The sequence below is a fragment of the Nesterenkonia aerolata genome, assembly GCF_031470965.1.
In the GTDB taxonomy this organism is placed as follows: Bacteria; Actinomycetota; Actinomycetes; order Actinomycetales; family Micrococcaceae; genus Nesterenkonia; species Nesterenkonia aerolata.
Window position 1 is genome coordinate 123,042 of sequence record NZ_JAVKGR010000007.1, and the last position, 18,634, is coordinate 141,675.

The 18,634-nt window shown below is 67.2% G+C and carries 12 protein-coding genes, 1 tRNA gene and 1 pseudogene; 13 read left to right on the plus strand and 1 reads right to left on the minus strand.

Features of this window, described 5'->3' with window-relative positions:
- Window positions 1–65 precede the first annotated feature (65 nt).
- The 4 genes and pseudogenes from fdh (at window position 66) to RIL96_RS07800 (ending at window position 5,889) form a co-directional block, all read left to right on the plus strand.
- On the plus strand, window positions 66–3,329 hold the full coding sequence (gene fdh, locus RIL96_RS07785) for a formate dehydrogenase (RefSeq protein ID WP_310548455.1): 3,264 nt from the start codon (window positions 66–68) through the stop codon (window positions 3,327–3,329).
- Window positions 3,326–4,378 carry a 4Fe-4S dicluster domain-containing protein gene (locus RIL96_RS07790; protein ID WP_310548456.1) on the plus strand — a complete coding sequence of 351 codons (1,053 nt, stop codon included), beginning with the start codon at window positions 3,326–3,328 and terminating at the stop codon, window positions 4,376–4,378. Before fdh ends, RIL96_RS07790 begins: the two co-directional genes overlap by 4 nt.
- A pseudogene (gene nrfD, locus RIL96_RS07795) lies at window positions 4,375–5,521 on the plus strand (NrfD/PsrC family molybdoenzyme membrane anchor subunit). The gene RIL96_RS07790 and the pseudogene nrfD overlap by 4 nt, the downstream one beginning before the upstream one ends.
- Window positions 5,518–5,889, plus strand: a complete 372-nt coding sequence (locus tag RIL96_RS07800; RefSeq protein WP_310548457.1) for a DUF488 domain-containing protein — start codon at window positions 5,518–5,520, stop codon at window positions 5,887–5,889. Before nrfD ends, RIL96_RS07800 begins: the two are co-directional and overlap by 4 nt.
- Here the strand turns inward: RIL96_RS07800 and selD are convergent.
- Window positions 5,876–6,910: a selenide, water dikinase SelD gene (gene selD, locus RIL96_RS07805; protein ID WP_310548458.1), complete on the minus strand. Its 1,035-nt coding sequence runs from the start codon at window positions 6,908–6,910 to the stop codon at window positions 5,876–5,878. The two genes, RIL96_RS07800 and selD, sit on opposite strands and share 14 nt — an antisense overlap.
- A gap of 44 nt (window positions 6,911–6,954) precedes the next feature.
- Here selD and RIL96_RS07810 point away from each other — a divergent pair.
- The 9 genes from RIL96_RS07810 to tyrS all read left to right on the plus strand — a co-directional run bounded on the left by RIL96_RS07810 (window position 6,955) and on the right by tyrS (window position 18,319).
- A tRNA-Sec gene (locus tag RIL96_RS07810) sits at window positions 6,955–7,049 on the plus strand.
- A 22-nt stretch (window positions 7,050–7,071) separates the two neighbouring features.
- Window positions 7,072–8,370, plus strand: coding sequence for an L-seryl-tRNA(Sec) selenium transferase (gene selA / locus RIL96_RS07815; RefSeq protein ID WP_310548459.1), 1,299 nt, complete (start codon window positions 7,072–7,074; stop codon window positions 8,368–8,370).
- A complete protein-coding gene (selB, locus tag RIL96_RS07820; RefSeq protein ID WP_310548460.1) occupies window positions 8,367–10,202 on the plus strand; it encodes a selenocysteine-specific translation elongation factor in 1,836 nt (611 codons plus the stop codon). The genes selA and selB overlap by 4 nt, the downstream gene beginning before the upstream one ends.
- 154 nt (window positions 10,203–10,356) lie before the next feature.
- The gene (locus RIL96_RS07825) at window positions 10,357–11,595 is read left to right on the plus strand and encodes an argininosuccinate synthase (RefSeq protein ID WP_310548461.1); all 1,239 of its coding nucleotides are present in this window, start codon (window positions 10,357–10,359) and stop codon (window positions 11,593–11,595) included.
- Window positions 11,596–11,609: 14 nt separating this feature from the next.
- On the plus strand, window positions 11,610–13,067 hold the full coding sequence (gene argH, locus RIL96_RS07830; RefSeq protein WP_310548462.1) for an argininosuccinate lyase: 1,458 nt from the start codon (window positions 11,610–11,612) through the stop codon (window positions 13,065–13,067).
- 197 nt (window positions 13,068–13,264) lie between these two features.
- Window positions 13,265–13,843: a lytic transglycosylase domain-containing protein gene (locus RIL96_RS07835; RefSeq protein ID WP_310548463.1), complete on the plus strand. Its 579-nt coding sequence runs from the start codon at window positions 13,265–13,267 to the stop codon at window positions 13,841–13,843.
- 8 nt (window positions 13,844–13,851) lie between these two features.
- On the plus strand, window positions 13,852–14,529 hold the full coding sequence (locus RIL96_RS07840; protein WP_310548464.1) for a DNA-3-methyladenine glycosylase: 678 nt from the start codon (window positions 13,852–13,854) through the stop codon (window positions 14,527–14,529).
- Window positions 14,530–14,763: 234 nt separating this feature from the next.
- Window positions 14,764–16,959: a HelD family protein gene (locus tag RIL96_RS07845; RefSeq protein ID WP_310548468.1), complete on the plus strand. Its 2,196-nt coding sequence runs from the start codon at window positions 14,764–14,766 to the stop codon at window positions 16,957–16,959.
- A gap of 28 nt (window positions 16,960–16,987) precedes the next feature.
- Window positions 16,988–18,319 (plus strand): tyrosine--tRNA ligase, encoded by a 1,332-nt coding sequence (tyrS, locus tag RIL96_RS07850; RefSeq protein WP_310548465.1) that lies wholly within the window; start codon window positions 16,988–16,990, stop codon window positions 18,317–18,319.
- Window positions 18,320–18,634 lie beyond the last annotated feature (315 nt).

The window sequence follows — 18,634 nt, forward strand, 5'->3', positions numbered from 1 at the left end:
CGGAGCCTCGGCCGCCACGGACCCCACGCAGAAGTGACCCAGCTGACACATGCTAAGGTGACGGCATGGCCCGCTTCACTCCGCTGGAATGGCCCGTGCTGAGGCAGCTGCGCACGGGTGATTCCACCGGGCGCGGCCCGGCGGTCACTTCCTCGCGGACGCGCTCGATGCGCCCGCGGACCGAGGAGGCGGACACCGTCGCCCAGAGCGTGTGCCCCTACTGCGCGGTCGGCTGCGGGCAGCTCGTCTACGCCAAAGATGACACCGTCATCCAGATCGAAGGTGACCCGGACTCTCCCGTCTCACGGGGCCGGCTCTGCCCCAAGGGCGCGGCCAGTGAACAGCTGGTCAACTCGACTGGCCGCCAGACCACAGTGCTCTACCGGGCGCCGAAGGCCACACAGTGGCAGTCCTTGGACTACGAGACCGCCATGGACATGATCACCGAGCGTTTCCTCGAGGCGCGCCGGAATCACTGGCAGGACGTGGATGAGGACGGCCGTCCGCTGCGTCGGACGATGGGCATCGCCTCCCTGGGCGGGGCCACTCTGGACAACGAAGAGAACTATCTGATCAAGAAGCTCTTCACCGCGGCAGGGTCGGTGCAGATCGAGAACCAGGCGCGCATATGACACTCCGCCACGGTTCCCAGTCTGGGAGCCTCATTCGGCCGCGGCGGTGCCACCCAGTCCTTGCAGGACATGGCCAACGCGGACTGCGTCATCATCCAGGGTTCGAACATGGCCGAATGCCATCCGGTCGGATTCCAGTGGGTGACTGAGGCGAAGGCCCGCGGGGCGACGATCATCCACGTCGACCCGCGTTTCACCCGGACCACAGCGGTGGCGGATCGTCACGTGCCGATCCGTGCCGGGTCTGACATCGTGCTGCTGGGCGCGCTCATCAACTATGTCCTCAGCCATGAGCTGTGGTTCGACGAGTACGTCAAGGCCTTCACCAACGCGGCCACGGTGATCAATGAGGCCTACGCGGACCCGGAGGACCTTGCCGGGCTGTTCTCCGGATTCGACGCGGAGACCAGCACCTATGACACCTCATCCTGGGCCTATGCGGCAGCCGACGGCAGCGGCACGCCCAGCGCCCCGGGTGCGGAGTCCCAGCAGGATCCCACGCTGCAGCATCCCCGCTGCGTGTTCCAGATCCTGAGGCGCCATTTCGCGCGGTACACCCCGGAGATGGTGACTGAGGCCTGCGGCATCTCCGAGCGGGACTTCGCGTTCCTCGCCGAGACGCTGACTCGGAACTCAGGCCGCGAACGCACCACCTGCTTCGCCTACGCCGTCGGCTGGACCCAGCACTCCCAAGGCGCGCAGTACATCCGCACCGCCTCCATCCTGCAGCTGCTGCTGGGCAATATGGGGCGTCCTGGAGGGGGCATCATGGCCCTGCGTGGGCATGCGACGATCCAGGGCTCCACGGATATCCCGACCCTGTTCAACCTGCTGCCCGGATATCTGCCGATGCCCAGCGCTGAGGGCCATGACAGGCTCGAGGACTACCTGAACACTGTGGGCACCCGCGAGCAGAAGGGCTTCTGGGCCAACGCCGATGCCTATACGGTCAGCCTCCTCAAAGCCTGGTGGGGTGAGGCGGCCACTGCCGAGAACGACTTCGCCTATGACTATCTTCCCCGCCTGTCCGGACCGCACGGCACCTACCAGACAGTGATGCGCATGCTGGAGGATCAGGTTGACGGCTACTTCATCCTGGGTCAGAACCCGGCGGTGGGTTCAGCGAACGGCCGGATGCAGCGCCGGGGCATGTCGCATCTGAAGTGGCTGGTGGTCCGGGACTTCTCGCTCATCGAATCGGCCACCTGGTGGAAGGACGGCCCGGAGATCGAATCCGGGGAGATTCGCACGGAGGACATCGACACCGAGGTGTTCTTCATGCCCGCGGCCAACCACACTGAGAAGGCCGGGAGCTTCACCCAGACCCAGCGGATGGTCCAGTGGCGCCAGCAGGCCGTCCACCCACCGGATGACGCCACCTCCGAGCTGCAGTTCTTCCATGACCTCGGCGTGCGTCTACGCGCCCGGCTCGCCGGATCCACTGATCCCCGCGACCGGCCCCTGCTGGATCTGACCTGGGACTACCCGGTCGATGAGGCGGGTGAGCCTGACCCTGAGGCCGTGCTGGCCGAGATCAACGGCTATCACCTCACCGGCCCGGAGGCGGGGAAGCCCCTGTCGGCTTTCACTCAGATGCGCGCCGACGGCTCGACCTCTGCCGGCTGCTGGATCTACTGCGGCATCTACGCCGACGGGGTGAACCACGCCGCCCGGCGCACTCCCAGCCACGAGCAGGACGAGGTCGCCTCCGAGTGGGCCTGGGCCTGGCCGGCGAACCGTCGCCTGCTCTACAACCGAGCCTCCGCCGATGCTGAGGGCAAGCCGTGGAGCGAACGCAAGAAGTACATGTGGTGGGACGCCGAGACCGGACGCTGGACGGGGAAGGACGTCGCCGACTTCCCAGCCGATCGTGCCCCCGACGCCGTCCCGGACCGCAGTCAGGGCGGCCCGGAGGCGTTGGCAGGCACCGACGCGTTCATCATGCAGCCCGACGGCAAGGCCTGGCTGTTCGCGCCCACCGGGATGATCGACGGACCGCTGCCGACCCACTACGAGGCGCAGGAGTCTCCCGTGGCGAACCCGCTGTATCCGCTGCAGCAGAGCCCGACGCGGATCACCTTCGCCCGAGAGGACAATCTCAGCGCACCCAGCGCCGGGCAGGCGGGCGCGGAGGTCTACCCCTACGTCTTCACCACCTACCGACTGACCGAACATCACACGGCCGGGGGGATGAGCCGGTGGCTGCCTTATCTCTCGGAGCTGCAGCCGGAGATGTTCTGTGAGGTCTCCCCGGAGCTGGCCGCCGAACAGGGGCTGGAACCCTACGGCTGGGCCACGCTGATCTCGCCGCGAGCCGTGATCGAGGCCCGGGTCTTGGTGACCCGGCGGATGACGCCGCTGACCATCGCCGGGCGCACCGTCCACCAGATCGGGCTGCCCTACCACTGGGCCGTCGGGCAGGAAGCGGTAATCACCGGTGACTCTGCCAATGACCTCATCGGCATCAGCCTCGACCCCAATGTGCAGATCCAGGACTCCAAGACCGGCTCCTGTGACATCATTCCGGGACGACGCCCCCGCGGGGCCGATGCCCAGCGGCTGGTCGAGGAGTACATCGAGCGTTCCGGGGCGTCGATACAGCAAGAACCTGCACCCCTGAACACCGCACCAGCCCCATCGAAGGCCGATGAGGATACTGAGGACGGCCCCAGCAGCACGCCGAAGGAGGAACGATGAGCAGCACCGCCGTCTGGGAGGATCCCAGCTCTGAGCTGCATTGGGAGGACCGCGCCCAGCCGCGCAAGGGGTTCTTCACTGATACCTCTATCTGCATCGGCTGCAAGGCCTGCGAGGTGGCGTGCAAAGAGTGGAACCGCAACCCCACTGACGGCTCCTTCGAGCTGCTGGAGTCCTCCTATGACAACACCGGGACCCTGGGAGCGAACACCTGGCGCCACGTGGCCTTCGTCGAACAGGACCGGGACCGGATCACCGCCGCGCGGGCCTCCGGTCGTCAGCTGGTCGACCTCGGGATGCCCCGGGTGGGGCCGCCGGCTCCGTCACCTGCCGGTGCCGGGTCCGCCACAGAGCCTGTCGATCTGCTCTCTGCGCTGGAGAGCGGTGAGCAGATGGACCTGACGCCGCCGGACACTGATGAGTTCCGGTGGCTGATGTCCTCTGATGTGTGCAAGCACTGCACCCACGCCGGGTGCCTGGACGTCTGTCCGACGGGCGCGCTCTTCCGTACGGAGTTCGGCACCGTCGTCGTCCAGTCGGACATCTGCAACGGCTGCGGCACCTGTGTGGCCGGCTGCCCGTTCGGCGTCATCGAACGCCGCGATGACGGCACAGTGCGGCCGAAGGCCGAACGGGACGGTGCTCAGCAGGTCGAGCAGGAGATCCCGAACCGAGGCACGGCCAATAAGTGCACGCTCTGCTATGACCGGATGGTCGTCGGTGAGACGCCGGCCTGCGCCAAGACCTGCCCGACGACCTCTATCAAATACGGGGACCACCAGGACATGGTGGAGACCGCCGAAGCCAGGGTCCGGGAGCTGCACGCCCGGGGGATGACTGAGGCCCGGCTCTACGGAGCCAACCCTGATGACGGTGTCGGCGGCACCGGCTCGGTCTTCCTGCTGCTCGACGAGCCGGAGGTCTACGGGCTGCCTCCCGATCCGCGCGTGGCCACCAAAGATCTCCCGCAGATGTATGCTGCCGCCGGTGTGGCTGCTGCGGGGATGCTCGCCGGTGTGGCCGCCGCGTTCTTCAGGGGCCGTCGATGACGACTTCTGCTTTCGACAGCTACCGGCCGCAGGAGCCGGGCCGATCCGGGGGACGCCGCCGGGATCGTCGGCGCGGTGACCGCAGCGGGCGAGGCCGTGGCCGCGGAGGGGGAGCCGATGGCTCCCGCGAGATGCCGATGGTGGAGGACGCGCAGTTCTCCTCCTAATTACGGCAGGCAGGTCGTCAAGGCGCCCCCGTGGGGCCATGAGATCGGCGCCTACCTCTTCCTCGGTGGTCTGGCGGGAGGTTCCGCGCTGCTGGCCGCCGGTGCGCAGTTGACCGGGCGCAGCAGGCTGCGCCGCAATGCCCGTCTGACCGCGGTCGGTGCTCTGGCGGGCGGCACGGTGGCGCTCATCGCAGTTCTCGGCCGTCCCGAGCGGTTCCTCTATATGCTGCGCACAGTGAAGGTCACCTCACCGATGAGCCTAGGCACCTGGATCCTCAGCGGTTTCGGCGCCGGTGCCGGTGCCGCCGCCGTCGCGGAGGCCGATCGGCTCACCGGGCGACGGCTGCCGCTGGGGCCCGCACGCAGGCTGCTGCGGGCCGTGGAAGGACCGGCCGGGCTCACCGCCGCGGTCTTCGCAGCACCGCTGGCCGCCTACACCGGGGTGCTGCTGTCGAACACGGCGATCCCCACCTGGTACGCCTCCCGGCACCACCTGCCCTATGTCTTCGTGGGCTCGGCGAGCCTGGCGGCCGGAGGGGCTGCGATGGTGACCACACCGGTGTGCGAGACCGTTCCGGCACGCCGGCTGGCCTGCTTAGGTGTGGCCGTCGACGTTCTCGCCATGGAACAGATGAAGAAGTCTATGCATCCTCTGGAGCGTGAGCCTCTGGAGATGGGCGCTCCGGGGAGGATGGCGAAGTGGGCGGAGCAGCTCGCGATCGCCGGGGGTCTCGGCACGGCGCTCGCAGGCCGGTTCCGTCCCACCGCAGTGCTCTCGGGGCTGGCACTGCTGGCGTCCTCGGCATTGACTCGTTTCGCCGTGCTCGATGCGGGCCTGGAGTCCGCCAGAGATCCGAAGCACACGATCGAACCGCAGAAGGCACGTCTGGCCGCTCGGCGCGCCGCCGGTGACACGGGGGACTCGACGGTCACCGTCGGTCGAGGCAGTCAGTCGAGGCAGTCTGAGGAAGTATGACCAGATCCCAGAGCTCCCCGGCAGAGATCCGGCTCAAGCGCATCTACGAGGATGCGGAGGAGGCCGACGGCTTCCGGGTGCTGGTGGATCGGTTGTGGCCGCGTGGGAAGTCGAAGAAGGACGCGGCGCTCGATGTCTGGCTCAAAGAGGTGGCGCCTAGTCCGGAGCTGCGCAGGTGGTGGGACCATGATCCGGATCGTATGGACGAGTTCGCCGCACGGTACCGCCAGGAGCTTGACGAGTCAGAGGGAGCGGCCGCCCTGCGGAGCATCCTTGCCGAACATTCCACAGTCACCCTGCTCTACGCGGCCCGGGACGAGGAGATCAATCACGCAGTGGTGCTGCGTCAGTACCTCATCGGATGCTGATCCCCGGCGCGGCGGTAATCTCACCGATCACCGGGTGACCGGGCAGCTCACCGACGACGAGCAGTCCCCCGGAGGTCTGAGCATCGGCCAGCAGCAGCAGGTCCTCCTCGGTGATGCCCGGCCCGCAGTGCAGCTGCGGGCGTACCCAGTCCAGGTTGCGGCGCGTGCCGCCGGGAACGAAGCCCTCAGCTAAAGAGCTTTCCGCCGCCCCGATGAACGGCACGGCGGAACGTTCCAGCACCGCACCGACGCCGGAGGCCCGGCACATCTTGTACAGATGCCCGAGCAGACCGAACCCGGTGACATCTGTGGCCGCACGCAGTCCGGCGTGCACGGCGGCGGCTGAGGCCTCGGCGTTGAGCTGCGTCATGGTCTCGACGGCTTCCTCGAAGACCTCGCCGGTGGCCTTATGGCGATTATTGAGTACGCCGAGCCCCAGCGGTTTGGTCAGTGTCAGCGGCATCGATGCCTCGGCAGCGTCATTGCGCAGCAGGTGCTCGGGGTGGGCCGTGCCGGTCACCGCCATCCCGTATTTGGGTTCCGGGTCATCGACGGTGTGCCCCCCGATCACCGGGCAGCCCACCTGGGAGGCCACTGCGACACCGCCGCGCAGCACCTCGGTCAGCAGCTCGAAGGGCAGCACCTCCCGCGGCCATCCCACCAGATTCAGCGCCACTGTGGGCACCCCGCCCATCGCATAGATGTCCGAGAGCGCATTCGCCGCGGCGATGCGTCCCCAATCATAGGGATCGTCCACGACGGGAGTGAAGAAGTCCGCGGTGGAGAGCACGGCCAGATCCTCACGGACCCGGACGGCGGCGGCATCATCGCCGTCGTCCAGACCGACGATGACATTCTCGGCCGTCTGCGGCCCCAGCCCGGAGACCACTTCCTCCAGCTCACCCGGCGGGATCTTGCAGGCGCATCCGCCGCCGTGGGCTATCCCGGTCAGTCGGACAGACTCAGGCTGCGGAGAAGGCGCAGAGTGCGCGGAGGCGGCCGACGGCTGGTGTATAGACATGGGGCGAGTATAGGAGGCCACGGCCCGAGTGGTACATTGCCCGCGGAGGCGTCTGGGTCCTGGTGGGCCCCCCGGTCTTCAAAACCGGTGAGACCGAGTACCTCGGTCTGGCGGGTTCGATTCCCGTCCGTCTCCGCCAACGTCGAGGGCAGGAGAGCACGATGGAGGACCCGCGGCGGTGCATTCCGCGCACGGACGCTCTGCTGGAGCTGCCGGAGGTGCGCCAGTGGGAGGAGTCCCTGGGCCGCCGGAGGGTCAGAGATCTCATCCGTGCCACCCAAGAGGCGGCTCGCCGCGCAGAGATCGCTGTCGAGGAGGTGGAGCCGCGCCTGCTGGAAGCCCTGCGGACCTCCCGGGGCTCTACGCTGCGGCCGGTGATCAACGCGACAGGGGTCATCATCCACACGAACCTGGGGCGCGCTCCGCTGGGACAGGCCGCCGTCGAGGCGGTCGTCCAGGCCGCCGGGTACGTCGATCTCGAGATGGACCTGACCACGGGGAGCCGATCCTCCCGGGGCGAAGCCGCACGGGCGGCTCTGCGGCACCGGTGCCCGGAGGCCGAGGAGGTGCTGATCGTCAACAACGGCGCCGCGGCACTGATGCTCGCCGCCGCCGCGCTGGCCCCCGCCACGGAGATCATCATCAGCCGAGGAGAGCTGATCGAGATCGGCGCCGGCTTCCGCCTCACCGAGCTCATGGCTTCCACCGGGGCAGTGCTGCGCGAAGTCGGGACCACCAATCGTACCCACCGTGAAGACTACGCCTCAGCCATCGGCCCGCAGACCGGAATACTGATGAAGGTCCATCCCAGCAACTACCGGATCGAGGGCTTCACGGCGGAGGCCACCACCGAGGAGCTCAGTGAGGTGGCTGCTGCACACCAGGTGCCGCTCGTGGTCGACATCGGCAGCGGTCTCCTCGCCCCGGAACCGCTGCTTCCCGCGGAACCCGATGCCGCCTCGATGCTGCAGGCTGGTGCCGATGTAGTCATCGCCAGCGGAGACAAACTGCTCGGAGGCCCACAAGCGGGCATAGTCCTAGGGCGCTCGGAAGCTGTGCGGCGTATGGCCCGGCACCCGATGGCTCGGGCAGTCCGTGCCGATAAGCTCACCCTCGCCGCGTTGGAGGCCACGCTGCAGGCCGGGCAGAACCCTGTGCAGAGCTCGCTGCATGCAGATCTCCACTCAGTACGCCAACGCACCGAACACCTGGCCGCTGAGCTCGATGTCACTGTTGTCAGTCATGACGGACGTGTTGGAGGTGGAGGAGGTGCCGGGGTGCCGCTTCCGGGCTGTGCGCTGGCGCTGCCGGAGGCTGTCGCACCGGCGCTGCGGCTCGGTGAACCTGCGGTCCTGCCGCGCCTGGCCGAGGGCGCCTGTCTGGTGGACCTGCGCTGTGTGCCTGTGGACCGTGACGCCGAGCTCCTTCGCGCGCTGCGTCATGCCTTGGGGTCAGCATGACCAGGCTGGTGGTGGCCACCGCTGGGCATGTCGATCACGGCAAGTCGGCCCTTGTGCGCGCGCTGACCGGCATCGAGCCCGACCGCTGGGAGGAGGAGCATCGCCGGGGACTGACCATCGACCTCGGCTTCGCCTGGACTCACCTGCCCTCAGGTGGGGAAGTCGCCTTCGTTGACGTTCCCGGGCATGAGCGTTTCCTGAGCAATGCGCTGGCCGGCCTGGCCGCCGCGCCAGCTGTATGCTTCGTCGTCGCTGCGGATAAGGGCTGGCAGCGGCAGTCCGATGACCACCGTGACGCCGTCGCCGCACTGGGGATCAGCGCCGGAGTCATCGTCATCACCCGCAGTGATCTGGCTCCGGAGCGCGTCGCCGCCGTCGCCGCCCGCGCCCGCCGGGAGCTCGCCGGCACAGCTCTTGTGCAGGTGCCGGTCGTGGTGACCTCCGCGCGCACCGGTGAGGGCCTGGGTCAGCTGCGTGGGCAACTTGACACGCTGAGGCAGTCCCTGTCCGATCCTTCACCAGGTGCTGAACATGCCCCGGTCCGGCTCTGGGTGGATCGATCCTTCACGATCCCCGGTGCCGGCACAGTGGTCACCGGCACTCTCACGGAAGGCCGCATCCGCCGAGGCGATCGCCTGCTGATCGCCGGGGGTGAGGACGGCAGCCCGGTCGAGGTGCGTGGCCTGCGCCGTCATGATCGAGATGCCACGCAGGTCGAACCGTTCAGCCGGGTGGCCCTGAACCTGCGCGGGGTCTCCACTGAGGAGGTGCGGCGCGGCGATGCGCTGCTGAGCCCGCAGCGTTGGCATCAGGGCGATACCGTCGACGTCCTCCGGACCTCGGGGCTGAGTCTTCAGGAGGCCGGAGAGCACCTGGTCTGCCATATCGGCACTGCCGCGGTGGAGGTACGAGTCCGTGCGCTCTCCCCAGATCATGCACGGCTGCGGCTGGACCGGCGGCTGGCGGTGCGTCTCGATGATGCCGCGGTCCTGGTGGACCCCGGGGGCCGGGGGGTCCGTGCGGGCGTGCGGCTGCTGGATGTGGACCCTCCCGAGCTGCTCAGGCGTGGGGATGCGGCCCGGCGCGCCGCCGAACTGGCAGGCCGCGGCCTCGGCGGTGACTGTGCTGCGGAGGTGCGCCGGCGCGGCGCAGTCCCGGTGGAGACCTTGCGACGCTTCGGGCTCGCGGAGGCTGCCGCCGGTGCCGTCCTGAGCCCGCGTACAGCAGTGGCCGTGCGGCGCATCGGTGGGCTCTTCGTCGATGAGCAGGCGCTCGGCGGCTGGGCGCAGACTCTGCGTGAGGCCGTGGCCGAGGCCGAGACCCGGGACCAGCTCACGGCGGGTATGACCCGCGGGGCGGCACTGGATCTGCTCCGGCTACCCGAGGCTGCGCGGGCCGAGCCGACCGTGCTCGACGCCGTCGTCTCAGCCGCCGATCTCCGCCAGGAGGCTGGTCGGCTGCGCCTATCGGTGCGGAATGATCTCGGTGCCGCCGAGGTGTCGTTGCGGATTCTCGAAGACCGGCTGCGTCAGCACCCCTTCCGGGCCCCGGAGGCCGATGACCTGCAGGAGCTCGGGCTGGGGCGCCAAGAGCTGGCCGCCGCCGAGTCGCTGGGCCGCATTCTGCGTCTCGACGGGCACGTCGTGCTGCTGCCCAGCGCCCCCGCGCAGGCGATGCGCCGTCTGAGTCGATGGGAGGGGGCTTTTACCGCGAGTCAGGCCCGTGAGCTGTTGGGTACCACCCGCCGGGTCGCGATTCCGCTGCTGGAGCATCTGGATTCTCGCGGCTGGACCCGGCGCCTGGATGGGAGCCGGCGCATCGTGGTGCAGTAGTTCCGCGATAGTCTCGAGGGAGCAGTGCAGATGCCGCGCTGGCAGGCAGCGAGGCATCCGTGCGCAGAGGCCTCCGCGCCGTGATATGCAGACCCATGAATAAATATGTAGACTTTTCGGTCGAGACCCGACCACCTCTCAAGGAGCGCAATCGATGACTGACCGTATCGTGCTGGCCTACTCAGGCGGCCTGGACACTTCCGTGGCGATCGGCTGGATCGCCGAAGCCACCGGCTCTGAGGTGGTTGCCGTCGCCGTCGACGTCGGCCAGGGCGGGGAGTCCCTGGAGACGGTGCGCCAGCGGGCGCTGGACTGCGGTGCGGTGGAGGCCTACGTGGCTGATGCCCGCGATGAGTTCGCTGAGCAGTACTGCATGCCCACACTGAAGACCAATGCCCTCTACATGGACGCCTACCCGCTGGTCTCGGCGATCTCCCGGCCGGTCATCACCAAGCACCTCGTCGCCGCCGCCCAGCAGTTCGGCGCCTCCACCGTCGCCCACGGCTGCACCGGCAAGGGCAATGACCAGGTCCGCTTCGAGGTCGGCATCCAAACCTTAGGTCCAGAGCTCAAGTGCATCGCCCCGGTCCGTGACCTCGCGCTGACCCGCGATAAGGCCATCGAGTACGCCGAGCGGAACGAACTTCCCATCGAGACGACGAAGTCCAACCCGTTCTCCATCGACCAGAACGTCTGGGGGCGTGCGGTGGAGACCGGCTTCCTCGAGGACATCTGGAACGGACCCACCAAGGACGTCTACGACTACACCGAGGATCCGGCGTTCCCGCCGGCTCCGGACGTGGTCACCATCACCTTTGAGGCAGGCGTTCCCACGGCGATCGACGGCCGCGCCGTCACTGCGCTGGAAGCCATCGAAGAGCTCAACCGCCGTGCCGGTGCTCAGGGCGTGGGCCGCATCGACATCGTCGAGGACCGCCTGGTGGGCATCAAGTCCCGTGAGATCTATGAGGCTCCCGGGGCGATGGCGCTGATCGCCGCGCATAAGGAGCTGGAGAACATCACCCTGGAGCGTGAGCAGGCTCGGTTCAAGAAGACCGTGGACCAGCGGTGGACCGAACTGGTCTATGACGGCCAGTGGTTCTCTCCGCTCAAGCGCAGCCTGGACACCTTCGTCGAGGACACCCAGCGTCACGTCTCCGGTGAGATCCGGCTGCGCCTGCATGCTGGAACCGCCGTGGTGGAGGGCCGCCGGTCAGAGACCAGCCTCTATGACTTCAACCTGGCCACCTATGACACCGGCGACGCCTTCGATCAGTCCTCGGCCCGCGGGTTCATCGACATCTTCGGTCTCTCCGCGAAGGTGGCCTCCGAACGCGAGCAGCGGCTCCACGGCAAGCCGGATCTCTCTGCTGTGGACTCGCTGGAGCAGTGAGGGGCGATTCGGAGATGACAGAACGCCGTGGAACCAACGAAGGTGCGCTCTGGGGTGGCCGGTTCAGTTCCGGTCCGGCTGATGCGCTGGCCGAGCTGAGCCGTTCCACCCAGTTCGACTTCCGGCTGGCGCGCTATGACATCGCCGGCTCCCGGGCACACGCCCGTGTTCTCCACCGCACCGGTCTGCTCCGCGATGAGGAGCTCACCGGGATGCTCGCCGCGCTGGACCGTTTGGAGACTGATGTCCTCTCCGGGGACTTCGGTCCGGCAGAATCCGATGAGGATGTCCACGGCGCGCTGGAACGCGGCCTGCTGGAGCGTGCCGGGGAAGAGCTGGGCGGGCGGCTGCGTGCCGGACGCTCCCGCAACGATCAGATCGCGGCGATGGGCCGGATGTTCCTGCGGGACCACGCCCGGGTCATCGCCGAGCGTCTGCTCGGCGTCGTTGAGGCGCTCATCGCCCAGGCCGAGGCGCATCCGCGTGCACCGATGCCCGGGCGCACCCATCTGCAGCACGCCCAGCCGGTGCTGCTGAGCCACCATTTGCTTGCCCATGCCTGGGCGCTGCTGCGTGATCTGCAGCGTCTGCAGGACTGGGACGCCCGCGCCGCCGTCTCCCCGTATGGTTCCGGGGCGCTCGCCGGCTCCTCCCTCGGGCTGGATCCTCAGCCGGTGGCCGAGGAGCTGGGCTTCGTCGAGGCCGCTTGGAACTCCATCGACGGGACTGCCTCTCGTGATGTCTATGCCGAATTCGCCTGGGTCGCGGCGATGATCGGCGTGGATCTCTCCCGGATCAGTGAGGAGGTCATCTTCTGGGCGACGAAGGAGGTGGGTTTCGTCACCCTGGACGATGCCTTCTCCACCGGTTCTTCGATCATGCCGCAGAAGAAGAACCCGGATGTCGCCGAGCTGGCACGGGGGAAGTCGGGACGTCTGATCGGAGATCTCACCGGCCTGCTGGCCACGCTGAAAGCACTTCCGCTGGCCTATAACCGGGATCTCCAGGAGGACAAGGAGCCGGTCTTCGATGCGGTGGACACTCTGGAGCTTCTGCTGCCGGCGGTCTCCGGCATGGTGGGCACGCTGACCTTCCACACCGAGACGATGGCTCAGCTGGCACCGGAGGGCTTCGCGCTGGCCACCGATCTCGCCGAGTGGCTGGTCCGGCAGGGAGTGCCCTTCCGCGTGGCCCACGAGCTCTCCGGAGAGGCGGTGCAGGTGGCGGAATCGCGCGGTGTCGAGCTCTGGGACCTCACCGATCAGGAGTTCTCCGGGATCTCCGAGCACCTGACGCCGCAGGTCCGTGAGGTGCTGCACACCTTCGGTTCGTTGGAGTCGCGCTCTTCACGGGGTGGTACGGCTCCGAGTGCAGTGGCTGAGCAGTTGGCTGAGCTGAAGGTGCGCCTCGGACCGGTGCGGGAGTTCGCCGCCTCAGCGGGCAGCGTCGTCGGTGCCGACGAGGTCGGCTGATCAGGCGCTCGTCGGTGGGCTCAGAGACGGGCTCTCCAGGAGGTCTCCGCGCCGCCGCCGTCATGGCTCTGCTCTGGTCGCTGAGCGGCTGTGCAGGTGGTGAGAGCGTCGAAGAGATATCTGAACCTCCGTCCGCACCCCCACAGCAGCTGCCCGAGTCCGCCGTCGAGCCGTCTGCCGAGGGTGTCGCGGCTCCAGTGTCTGATCTGGTCGCCGATGAGTGGGTCGTCCAGGTCGCTGAGCAGACGGATATCCCGGAGCGGGCGCTGGCATCCTACGCAGGTGCTGCGATCGCGCTGCGCGCGGAGCAGCCCGAGTGTGGTCTGGGGTGGAACACCCTGGCGGGCATCGGTGAGGTGGAGACCGGCCACGGTACCTACGGCGGGGCGGAGATCGGCGATGACGGACGAGCTGAGCCCGAGATCGTCGGGCCTGTGCTCGACGGCGGAGACGGTGTGGCCGAGATCCCTGACACCGACGGCGGCGAGCTCGATGGTGATGAGCGATGGGACCGGGCGGTGGGGCCCATGCAGTTCATCCCCTCCACCTGGGAGGCGTGGTCGCAGGACGGGACGGGCGACGGGTCACTGGACGTCCACCATATCGACGACGCCGCGCTGACGGCGGCGGCCTACCTCTGCGGGCAGGATGAGGATATGACCACCGACAATGGATGGAACGCCGCCGTGAACGCTTACAACAGGTCAGTGGCCTACGCGGTCGATGTGGCCGGGGCCGCTGAGCAGTATGCCCGAGACAGCGAGTCGACCGAATGAGCAGGACCGTGATCCGAGCTGCCTATCTGCATCGACTCTTCGACGGCCACGCCACAGTTCTGGCGCCGGCACTGCTGGGCTGTGAGCTCACCGTGACAGTTGCCGGTGAGCAGCCGGGCGCGGTCACCGTCCGGCTGACGGAGGTCGAGGCCTATGGTGATCAGGGTGAGGACCCCGGTGCGCATTCCTACCGCGGACGGACACCGCGCAATGCGTCCCTGTTCGGGCCGCCTCGGCGGACCTATGTCTATCTCAACTACGGGATCCACCGCTGCCTGAATCTCGCCTGCGGGCCCGAGGGCACGGCCGGAGGAGTGCTGCTGCGCGGTGCTGAGGTGCTGCGGGGTCGAGAACTCGCAGTAGCCCGGCGGGGCCGTGACACCGGACGGGCTTTGCTCGCTGGACCTGGCAATCTGGGGCAGGGCCTGGGGATCAGCCTGACGATGGACGGTGCACCGGTGACTCTGCTGGATCGTGGCTTCGCCGGGTCCAGTTCCCCGATGACGGACGACGTCGGGCCCTCGTTCCTGCTGTCTGTGCCGTCAGAGCCGGTGGGTCCGATATCTCAGGGCCCGCGGGTCGGTGTCTCCGGCGTGGGCGGTGGAGAGGGTTATCCGTGGCGTTTCTGGTTACCTCAGCATGCCGGGGTCTCTGCTTATCGGCCGGGGCGCAATGTCCCGCGGTGAGGCGCGTCCGGGCTTGAGCAGAGTAGACTTGAGGGCCGTCCGTGCCTCGCGTCTTGCGGAAGGGGCAATATGCCGGTGCGGATGTGAGGATCGCTTCCGACGGAGAAGGCACGCCTGATGAGTGCAGCACATCCCCCAGAGACGGCGCAGGCTCTGTGCCCGGCCGAGGAGGCCGACGGCGTCGTCGTCCCGGGTCTCGACGCCGGTGTGGACCAGGAGCGCGAATATGTCGCCATGCTCTACGCCCGGCTTGATGAGCTGCGCCAGGAGAAGGAGGGCCAGCTCGCCCAGGTGCGCAGCACCGGTGCGGTGGGCACGATGCAGAACATCTCCGAGCGTGATGCCTTCGCCACGATGTATGAGGACCGGCTCGCCCAGCTCAACGCGGTGGACGATCGCCTGGTCTTTGGCCGTCTGGACCTGGATTCCGGCGAGTGCCGGTACATCGGGCGCCTGGGCCTGATCAACGATGAGCGCCAGCGGCTCATGCTCGACTGGCGCGCACCGGAGGCCGGAGTCTTCTACCAGGCCACCGCTTTCGAGCGCCGTGGTGTGCGCCGCCGTCGCCATCTGATGCTGCGCCGCCGTGAGGTCCAGGGCATCGAGGACGAAGTGCTCGATGCTGACCTGCTCCGGGAGACTGAGGAGAACCACGGTGACGGCGCGCTGTTGGCGGCACTGACCGCACGGCGCACCGGGCGAATGGGTGACATCGTCGCCACGATCCAGGCGGAGCAGGACCGCATCATCCGAGCACCGTTGGCCGGTGTCATGGTGGTCCAGGGAGGGCCGGGGACGGGCAAGACGGCGGTGGCGCTGCACCGGGCGGCGTATCTGCTCTACAGCCACCGGGAGCGGTTGAAGTCCGCCGGTGTGCTGATCGTCGGGCCGGGGTCGACGTTCATGTCCTATATCGAGCGGGTGCTGCCCTCTCTGGGCGAGACCGGCGTGGTGATGTCCTCCCTGGCGGAGCTCTACCCGGGGGTGCAGGCTGTGGAGGAGCCGGATCCTCAGGTGGCAGAGCTCAAGGGCCGGTTGGACATGGTCGATGTCATCGCCGCAGCAGTGGAGCACCGCCGGCGCACGATCTCTGCACCGCGGAAGGTCTGCGTGGAAGGCGTCGAGGTGAAGGTGACTCCGAAGATGATCGCCCGCGCCCAGGAACGCGCCCGTGCCACCTCGAAGCCGTATAACGAGGCGCGGACGACGTTCGTGAAGAGCATGGTCCGGGAGATCGCGGAGAAGTTGGAGCGCATCCTGGCCAAACGCTCAGAAGGTAATGAGGCTGATCGCTCCTATCTGGCCGAGGACGTCCGCAGCTCCCGGGATGTCCGGGTGCTGCTGAATCTGTGCTGGATGCCGCGTTCGGCCCAGCAGCTGCTCAGCGATCTGTGGTCCAAACCGGAGTATCTGGCCGCAGCCGCCCCGCAGCTCAATGAGCGGGAGCGTGCTCTGCTGCGGCGCGATGCCGATGCGCCGTTCACCGTCTCGGATGCACCTCTGCTCGATGAGGCCGCTGAGCTGCTGGGCGACCTCGATGAGTCAGCCGGCCGGGAGGAGGCTCGTCAGCAGGCTCAGCGCCGCCGTGATCTGGAGAACGCGGAGAAGGCGTTGGAGAACACCTATTTCCAGCTCGAGGACATCGGTGTCGATGGTGTCGTCTCGGCTGAAGACGTCGTCGCGCTCAACGCGGAGTCGGGGCAGCGGCTGACCGCGGCGGAACGTGCGCGGGTGGACCGGACGTGGACCTACGGCCATGTGGTGGTGGACGAGGCTCAGGAGCTTTCGCCGATGCAGTGGCATGTGCTGATGCGTCGTTGCCCGATGAAGTCCTTCACCGTCGTCGGCGATATCGCTCAGGGCGCTTCAGCGTCGGCGGCTTCGAGCTGGTCGGAGGCGATGGAGCCTTTCACCGGCGGTCGGATGCGGGTCGAGGAGCTGACGGTGAACTACCGTACGCCGCGGCGCATCGTGGATCTTGCGGAGTCCGTGGCGGCGGCCAATGGGCTGTCCATCACGTCTCTGCAGACGGTCCGGGAGGGCGATCATGTCCCTACGGTGCGGCAGATCGCCGAGGATGAGCAGCTGCCTGTCGAAACGGTGCGTGCCGTCGAGCAGGAGCTGACGCGTCTCGGTGAAGGCCTGGTGGCGGCGATCGTCCCGCACCGTCTGCTGATGCAGACGCAGGCCGCCCTGCGCGAGGTCTACGGTGATCGGGTGGGCACCGGGGCGGGATCGTTGGCCCAGGACATCGTGGTGCTCCCGGCGGATGAGGCCAAGGGCCTGGAGTTCGACGCCGTGGTCGTGGTGGAACCTGCTGAGCTCTTGGATGAGGCCTCGGGGCGGGTGGGCAGTCTCTATGTGGCCCTCACTCGGCCGACCCACGCTCTGCATGTCCTGGCTGTCCGGGACCTGCCGGCGGGTTTCTGAGGCCTGTGGTGCTAACGTACGGAACGTGATGGAGAACAGTCCTGTGACGACGAACCCGGCGCTGGCTGACCAGCGCAACGACCCCAGTTTCGAGAATATCTGGCAGGAGCTGCAGTGGCGTGGTCTGGTCCACAACTCGACCGATGAAGCCGCGCTCGAAGAGGCGCTGGCCGGGGAGCCCTTGACCTATTACTGCGGGTTCGATCCCACGGCCTCGTCATTGCATCTGGGACACCTGGTGCAGCTGCTGACGATGCGGCGGTTCCAGCTGGCGGGGCATCGTCCGCTGGCTCTTGTCGGCGGGTCGACGGGGCTGATCGGTGACCCTCGTCAGTCGGGGGAGCGGGTGCTCAATACTCCCGAGGTGGTCCGCGGCTGGGCCGAGAGCCTGCGGCGTCAGATCGAGCACTACATCGCCTTCGACGGCGAGAACCCGGCGACGATGGTCAACAACCTCGACTGGACCGAGGGCATCAGTGCCCTGGAGTTCCTGCGTGACATCGGTAAGTACTTCCGCGTCGGATCGATGATCAAGCGGGATATCGTTGCCAAGCGCCTGGAGTCGGAAGAAGGGCTCTCCTACACCGAGTTCAGCTACCAGATCCTGCAGGGCTACGACTACCTGGAGCTCTTCCGCCGCTATGGGTGCACCTTCCAGTTCGGCGGCTCCGATCAGTGGGGGAACATCACCTCCGGCACGGAGCTGGTGCGGCGTGTGGAGAACGTCCGGGCCCATGCCTTGGGTACACCGTTGGTGACCAATGCCGACGGGACGAAATTCGGCAAATCCGAGGGCAATGCCATCTGGTTGGACTCCGAGCTGTGCTCGCCCTATACCTTCTACCAGTTCTGGCTCAACACCGCAGATGCCGATGTCGTCGAACGGCTGAAGGTCTTCACCTTCCGCACTCGTGAGCAGATCGAGGACCTGGCCCGTGAGGTGGAGCAGCGGCCGTTCGCGCGCGAAGCCCAACGCCAGCTGGCCTGGGATGTGACGTCTCTGGTTCACGGGGAGGAGGTCACTGAGAAGGTGATCGCTGCCTCTCAGGCCCTGTTCGGGCGCGGTGATATCACTGAGATCGACGAACCCACTCTGCGGGGCGCCGCCACTGAGCTCTCGGTGGCTGAAGCAGTGCCTGGAGAGACCACGCCTGTTGATCTCTTGGTGGCTTCCGGTTTGGTGACATCGAAGTCAGAGGCCAGGCGCACAGTCACAGACGGTGGTGCCTACATCAACAACATCACGGTCGATGACGGTGAGGCTCCGGTGTCTGATCATGCGTGGCTGCATGGCCGGTATCTGGTGCTGCGCCGTGGGAAACGGAACCTCGCGATGGCCGTGGCGCAGCTCACGTCCTGAGCGTTTGCATCGCCTGCTCGGGCATGAGTAGAGTAGATGACCGTGCCGAGGGCACAGAGGAGATCATTCACGATCGCCTCGCCGCCCACAGTACTCAGCGACATATCGTCGCGAAACTTCACTAAAAAGCATAAATCATCTGTGCCCAGATATCGGATCGCAAGCCGATTTGACAGGCAAAGATGCAGAGCTAAGATAGAGAAGTTGCCATCTGAGGCTGATAGCGAAAGTCACGCAAGATTTTGCGGACCGCACGCTGATTGGGTAAGATGGGGAAGTTGCTTCGGGGTTGCTGTGCCTGGTGTGGTGTGGTGT

Bases quoted from the DNA above. Each gene is read 5' to 3' on its own strand.
- selA (WP_310548459.1), top strand. From the start codon at position 7,072: ATGGAGGACCCGCGGCGGTGCATTCCGCGCACGGACGCTCTGCTGGAG.
- RIL96_RS07800 (WP_310548457.1), top strand. From the start codon at position 5,518: ATGACCAGATCCCAGAGCTCCCCGGCAGAGATCCGGCTCAAGCGCATC.
- RIL96_RS07845 (WP_310548468.1), top strand. From the start codon at position 14,764: ATGCTCTACGCCCGGCTTGATGAGCTGCGCCAGGAGAAGGAGGGCCAG.
- selD (WP_310548458.1), bottom strand. From the start codon at position 6,910: ATGTCTATACACCAGCCGTCGGCCGCCTCCGCGCACTCTGCGCCTTCT.
- selB (WP_310548460.1), top strand. From the start codon at position 8,367: ATGACCAGGCTGGTGGTGGCCACCGCTGGGCATGTCGATCACGGCAAG.
- RIL96_RS07790 (WP_310548456.1), top strand. From the start codon at position 3,326: ATGAGCAGCACCGCCGTCTGGGAGGATCCCAGCTCTGAGCTGCATTGG.
- tyrS (WP_310548465.1), top strand. From the start codon at position 16,988: ATGGAGAACAGTCCTGTGACGACGAACCCGGCGCTGGCTGACCAGCGC.
- argH (WP_310548462.1), top strand. From the start codon at position 11,610: ATGACAGAACGCCGTGGAACCAACGAAGGTGCGCTCTGGGGTGGCCGG.
- RIL96_RS07825 (WP_310548461.1), top strand. From the start codon at position 10,357: ATGACTGACCGTATCGTGCTGGCCTACTCAGGCGGCCTGGACACTTCC.